This is a genomic window from Phaeocystidibacter luteus, from assembly GCF_008933115.1.
Lineage (GTDB): Bacteria > Bacteroidota > Bacteroidia > Flavobacteriales > Schleiferiaceae > Phaeocystidibacter > Phaeocystidibacter luteus.
Genome location: NZ_WBVO01000020.1, coordinates 1 through 5,542, shown reverse-complemented (window position 1 = coordinate 5,542; position 5,542 = coordinate 1). Strand labels below are relative to the sequence as shown.

General features: G+C 49.2%; 2 tRNA genes and 3 rRNA genes. All 5 read left to right on the top strand.

From position 1 onward, the window contains the following. Window positions 1–444: 444 nt before the first annotated feature. The 5 genes from F8C67_RS14220 to rrf all read left to right on the top strand — a co-directional run bounded on the left by F8C67_RS14220 (window position 445) and on the right by rrf (window position 5,500). Window positions 445–1,963: ribosomal RNA gene (locus F8C67_RS14220) — 16S ribosomal RNA — on the top strand. 186 nt (window positions 1,964–2,149) lie between these two features. Next, window positions 2,150–2,223, top strand: a tRNA-Ile gene (locus tag F8C67_RS14215). A gap of 12 nt (window positions 2,224–2,235) precedes the next feature. Continuing rightward, a tRNA-Ala gene (locus F8C67_RS14210) sits at window positions 2,236–2,309 on the top strand. Between the two features lie 143 nt (window positions 2,310–2,452). Then, a 23S ribosomal RNA gene (locus F8C67_RS14205) occupies window positions 2,453–5,321 on the top strand. A gap of 68 nt (window positions 5,322–5,389) precedes the next feature. After that, a 5S ribosomal RNA gene (gene rrf, locus F8C67_RS14200) occupies window positions 5,390–5,500 on the top strand. The 16S, 23S and 5S rRNA genes sit together here with 2 tRNA genes alongside, the layout of an rRNA operon. Window positions 5,501–5,542: the final 42 nt, after the last annotated feature.

Genomic DNA, 5,542 nt, shown 5'->3' with positions numbered 1-5,542 from the left:
CTTACATTTGCAGCCCTCAACACGGGGAAGTTCATTGAGAAGTCGAGTTAATGCGAGTTGGATTATGGGTTTTAGGACTTGTGGTTCAGGGGTGTTAGTGGAGTGTGATTTTGGCGTTAAAAATCTTTTATCAAAAAGGTTTGGACGGAAAGAAAAAGTCACAGTATCTTTGCAGCCCTTTTGCATAGCAGACGATGCTGCATAAGGCAGCGAGAGATGAAAATTTTCTCTTGTTGAAAGTTGTGTAGAAGTAAAAAGTGATTTACTTTTGCCGCCCCTTAACGACGGAACGCGAGTGAAGTTGGGAGGGGGAAGAAATAAGAAAAGAAGTTCTTTAACATATTGCGTACGAAGAAGGAAAGGAAGCCAAATACCCTGAGAAATTTTAGAGTTACTCTATAGGTAGAGAAGATTCAATGGAATAGCAACAGAATCAAACATCTTACAATGGAGAGTTTGATCCTGGCTCAGGATGAACGCTAGCGGCAGGCCTAACACATGCAAGTCGAACGGTAACAGTCTCTTCGGAGAGCTGACGAGTGGCGCACGGGTGCGTAACGCGTATGCAACCTACCTCAAACTGGGGGATAGCCCGAAGAAATTCGGATTAATACCCCATGGTATTGTTGAATCGATTGGTTTAGCAATTAAAGATTTATCGGTTTGAGATGGGCATGCGTCCCATTAGCTAGTTGGTGAGGTAACGGCTCACCAAGGCGACGATGGGTAGGGGGCCTGAGAGGGTGGTCCCCCACACTGGTACTGAGACACGGACCAGACTCCTACGGGAGGCAGCAGTGAGGAATATTGGTCAATGGACGCAAGTCTGAACCAGCCATGCCGCGTGCAGGATGACGGCCCTACGGGTTGTAAACTGCTTTTATACGGGAATAATGTGTCCTACGTGTAGGATTTTGAAGGTACCGTAAGAATAAGGATCGGCTAACTCCGTGCCAGCAGCCGCGGTAATACGGAGGATCCAAGCGTTATCCGGATTCATTGGGTTTAAAGGGTCCGTAGGCGGATTTTTAAGTCAGAGGTGAAAGCCTGCAGCTCAACTGTGGAACTGCCTTTGATACTGGAAATCTTGAGTGTGCGTGAAGTAGGCGGAATAAGTCATGTAGCGGTGAAATGCATAGATATGACTTAGAACACCGATTGCGAAGGCAGCTTACTAAAGCACTACTGACGCTGAGGGACGAAAGCGTGGGGAGCGAACAGGATTAGATACCCTGGTAGTCCACGCCGTAAACGATGATAACTCGCTGTTGGCGATACACGGTCAGCGGCCAAGCGAAAGCGTTAAGTTATCCACCTGGGGAGTACGCCGGCAACGGTGAAACTCAAAGGAATTGACGGGGGCCCGCACAAGCGGTGGAGCATGTGGTTTAATTCGATGATACGCGAGGAACCTTACCAGGGTTTAAATGCAGAGTGACGTACTGGGAAACCGGTATTTCTTCGGACACTTTGCAAGGTGCTGCATGGTTGTCGTCAGCTCGTGCCGTGAGGTGTTGGGTTAAGTCCCGCAACGAGCGCAACCCCTACCATTAGTTGCCAGCGGTTCGGCCGGGGACTCTAATGGAACTGCCAGCGCAAGCTGAGAGGAAGGTGGGGATGACGTCAAATCATCACGGCCCTTACATCCTGGGCTACACACGTGCTACAATGGTACAGACAGAGGGCAGCGACTGCGCGAGTAGGAGCGAATCTTCAAACTGTATCTCAGTTCGGATCGCAGTCTGCAACTCGACTGCGTGAAGCTGGAATCGCTAGTAATCGCGTATCAGCCATGACGCGGTGAATACGTTCCCGGGCCTTGTACACACCGCCCGTCAAGCCATGGAAGCTGGGGGTGCCTGAAGTCGGTAACCGCAAGGAGCTGCCTAGGGTAAAACCAGTAACTAGGGCTAAGTCGTAACAAGGTAGCCGTACCGGAAGGTGTGGCTGGAACACCTCCTTTCTAGAGAACTATAGGATTGAATTGGAATCTGTAGTGGTAAATCTAAGAGGACTTGGTGGTATTTAGGTTTTCCTTCTTTGTATGTAAATAGAAGTTAAGAGAAAGGCTTTGTCCTTTCTTTGGTTGATGGGGTTCTTTGAAGAGGATTTCATTAAAAGATAGAAAGAGGTCTATAGAAGATTTCACAGTCTCGTAGCTCAGCTGGTTAGAGCGCTACACTGATAATGTAGAGGTCGGCAGTTCGAGCCTGCCCGAGACTACAAACCAAAGAAGGGGGATTAGCTCAGTTGGCTAGAGCGCCTGCTTTGCAAGCAGGAGGTCATCGGTTCGACTCCGATATTCTCCACGAGCCTTGTTTAGGATCCTTATGAGGGTTAGCAGTAACCTTAAAATAGGGGGAGACAATAGGGTAAAGTTCTTTGACATATTGAATAGAGCAACAAAAAGAAATTTCTGTTAGATAGTGTATATCGTGCTATTTAACAGAGGAAGAAAGTAAGTAAGGGCATACGGCGGATGCCTTGGCTTCTAGAGGCGAAGAAGGACGTGATAAGCTGCGAAAAGCTACGGGGAGGTGCACATGACCATAGATCCGTAGATATCCGAATGGGGCAACCCACCTAGTTGAAGACTAGGTACTCGAAAGAGAGCTAACCCGGAGAACTGAAACATCTAAGTACCCGGAGGAAGAGAAAACAATAGTGATTCCCCTAGTAGTGGCGAGCGAACGGGGAATAGCCCAAACCGAATTTGTTTCGGCAAGTTCGGGGTTGTAGGACCAAGTTATATGATGCATCATTAAGTGGAACTGTCTGGAAAGTCAGATCAAAGAGGGTGATAATCCCGTACACGCAACGTGGTGTTATTGTTATTGGTATCCTGAGTAGGGCGGGACACGTGAAATCCTGTCTGAAACTGCCAGAACCATCTGGTAAGGCTAAATACTCCTAGAAGACCGATAGTGAACAAGTACCGTGAGGGAAAGGTGAAAAGCACCCTGAATAAGGGAGTGAAATAGTACCTGAAACCGTATGCTTACAAGCGGTCGGAGCATCATAAGGTGTGACGGCGTGCCTTTTGCATAATGATCCTACGAGTTGCTCCTCACTAGCGAGGTTAAGAATTTAAGATTCGAAGCCGAAGCGAAAGCGAGTCTGAATAGGGCGTGCAGTTAGTGGGGGCAGACGCGAAACCAAGTGATCTACCCATGGGCAGGTTGAAGCTCTGGTAACACAGAGTGGAGGACCGAACCGGTTGACGTTGAAAAGTCTTCGGATGACCTGTGGGTAGGGGTGAAAGGCTAATCAAACTTGGAAATAGCTCGTACTCCCCGAAATGCATTTAGGTGCAGCCTCGGAGATGAGTGTTATAGAGGTAGAGCTACTGGTTGGATGCGGGGGTTTCATCGCCTACCAAATCCTGTCAAACTCCGAATGCTATAACATGCTCTTCGGGAGTGAGGGCATGGGTGCTAAGGTCCATGTCCGAGAGGGAAAGAACCCAGACCATCTGCTAAGGTCCCCAAATGTATACTAAGTTGATCAAACGTGGTCAGACTGCATTGACAGCTAGGATGTTGGCTTGGAAGCAGCCATTCATTTAAAGAGTGCGTAACAGCTCACTAGTCGAGCGGTCCGGCGTGGATAATAATCGGGCATTAAGTATACTACCGAAGCAATGGACTCGAAAGAGTGGTAGGGGAGCATTCTATTTGCGCCGAAGGTGAACTGCGAGGTTTGCTGGAGCGGATAGAAAAGAAAATGTAGGAATGAGTAACGATAATGCGGGTGAGAACCCCGCACGCCGATAGACTAAGGTTTCCTCAGCAATGCTAATCAGCTGAGGGTTAGTCGGGTCCTAAGGCGAACCCGAAGGGGGTAGTCGATGGATAACTGGTTAATATTCCAGTACTTGTATATACTGCGATGGGGGGACGAAGTTGTGACAATCCCGCGGCCTGACGGAATAGGTCGTTAAAGCGAGTAGATAATGGTTTGGTAGTTAAATGCGCCAGACTAGTCGAACGTGATAGTACTCCAAGTCTTCGGATGCGGAGATAGTGGATGTAATCGTACTTCCTAGAAAAACCTCTAAGCTTCAGGTATATACAACCCGTACCGTAAACCGACACAGGTAGTCAAGGAGAGAATCCTAAGGCGCTCGAGTGAATCGTGGCTAAGGAACTAGGCAAAATAGTCCTGTAACTTCGGGAGAAAGGACGCCTACTTCGGTAGGCCGCAGTGAATAGGCCCAGGCGACTGTTTATCAAAAACACAGGACTCTGCGAAATCGAAAGATGAAGTATAGGGTCTGACACCTGCCCGGTGCTGGAAGGTTAAGAGGAGGTGTTATCTTCGGAGAAGCACTGAATTGAAGCCCCAGTAAACGGCGGCCGTAACTATAACGGTCCTAAGGTAGCGAAATTCCTTGTCGGGTAAGTTCCGACCTGCACGAATGGTGTAACGATCTGGGCACTGTCTCGGCCACGAGCTCGGTGAAATTGTAGTATCGGTGAAGATGCCGATTACCCGCAGCGGGACGAAAAGACCCCGTGAACCTTCACTACAGCTTAGTATTGACTTCGGACAAATAATGTGTAGCATAGGTGGGAGACTATGAAGCTGTGTCGCTAGGCATGGTGGAGTCGCCGTTGAAATACCACCCTTTATTTGTTTGGAGCCTAACCCCGCAAGGGGGACAGTGCTTGGTGGGTAGTTTGACTGGGGTGGTCGCCTCCAAAAGAGTAACGGAGGCTTCTAAAGGTACCCTCAGCACGCTTGGTAACCGTGCGTAGAGTGCAATGGCATAAGGGTGCTTGACTGTGAGACCTACAAGTCGATCAGGTACGAAAGTAGAGCATAGTGATCCGGTGGTTCCGTATGGAAGGGCCATCGCTCAAAGGATAAAAGGTACTCCGGGGATAACAGGCTGATCTCCCCCAAGAGCTCACATCGACGGGGGGGTTTGGCACCTCGATGTCGGCTCGTCACATCCTGGGGCTGGAGAAGGTCCCAAGGGTTGGGCTGTTCGCCCATTAAAGTGGCACGCGAGCTGGGTTCAGAACGTCGCGAGACAGTTCGGTCTCTATCTGCTGTGGGCGTAAGAAATTTGAGGGAATCTGACTTTAGTACGAGAGGACCGAGTTGGACGTACCGCTAGTGTACCTGTTGTGGCGCCAGCTGCACCGCAGGGTAGCTATGTACGGAAGGGATAAGCGCTGAAAGCATATAAGCGCGAAGCCCATCCCGAGATGAGATTTCTCTTAAGGGTCGTTCGAGACTAGGACGTTGATAGGCTACAGGTGTAAAGGCAGTAATGTCATAGCCGAGTAGTACTAATTACCCGTGAGCTTTCTTCCAGGAATGTCTTTTTGTCTGCTCTATCGATATGTTAAAACATACCATGGTTCTAAAACCATGAACAATCTATGGTGACTATTGCGGTGGGGATCACCTCTTCCCATTCCGAACAGAGTCGTTAAGCCCACCTGCGCCGATGGTACTGGGTCCGCCCCGGGAGAGTAGGTCGTCGCCATCCTTCTAGCCTCGTCAGTTTTTACTGGCGAGGCTTTTTTGTTTT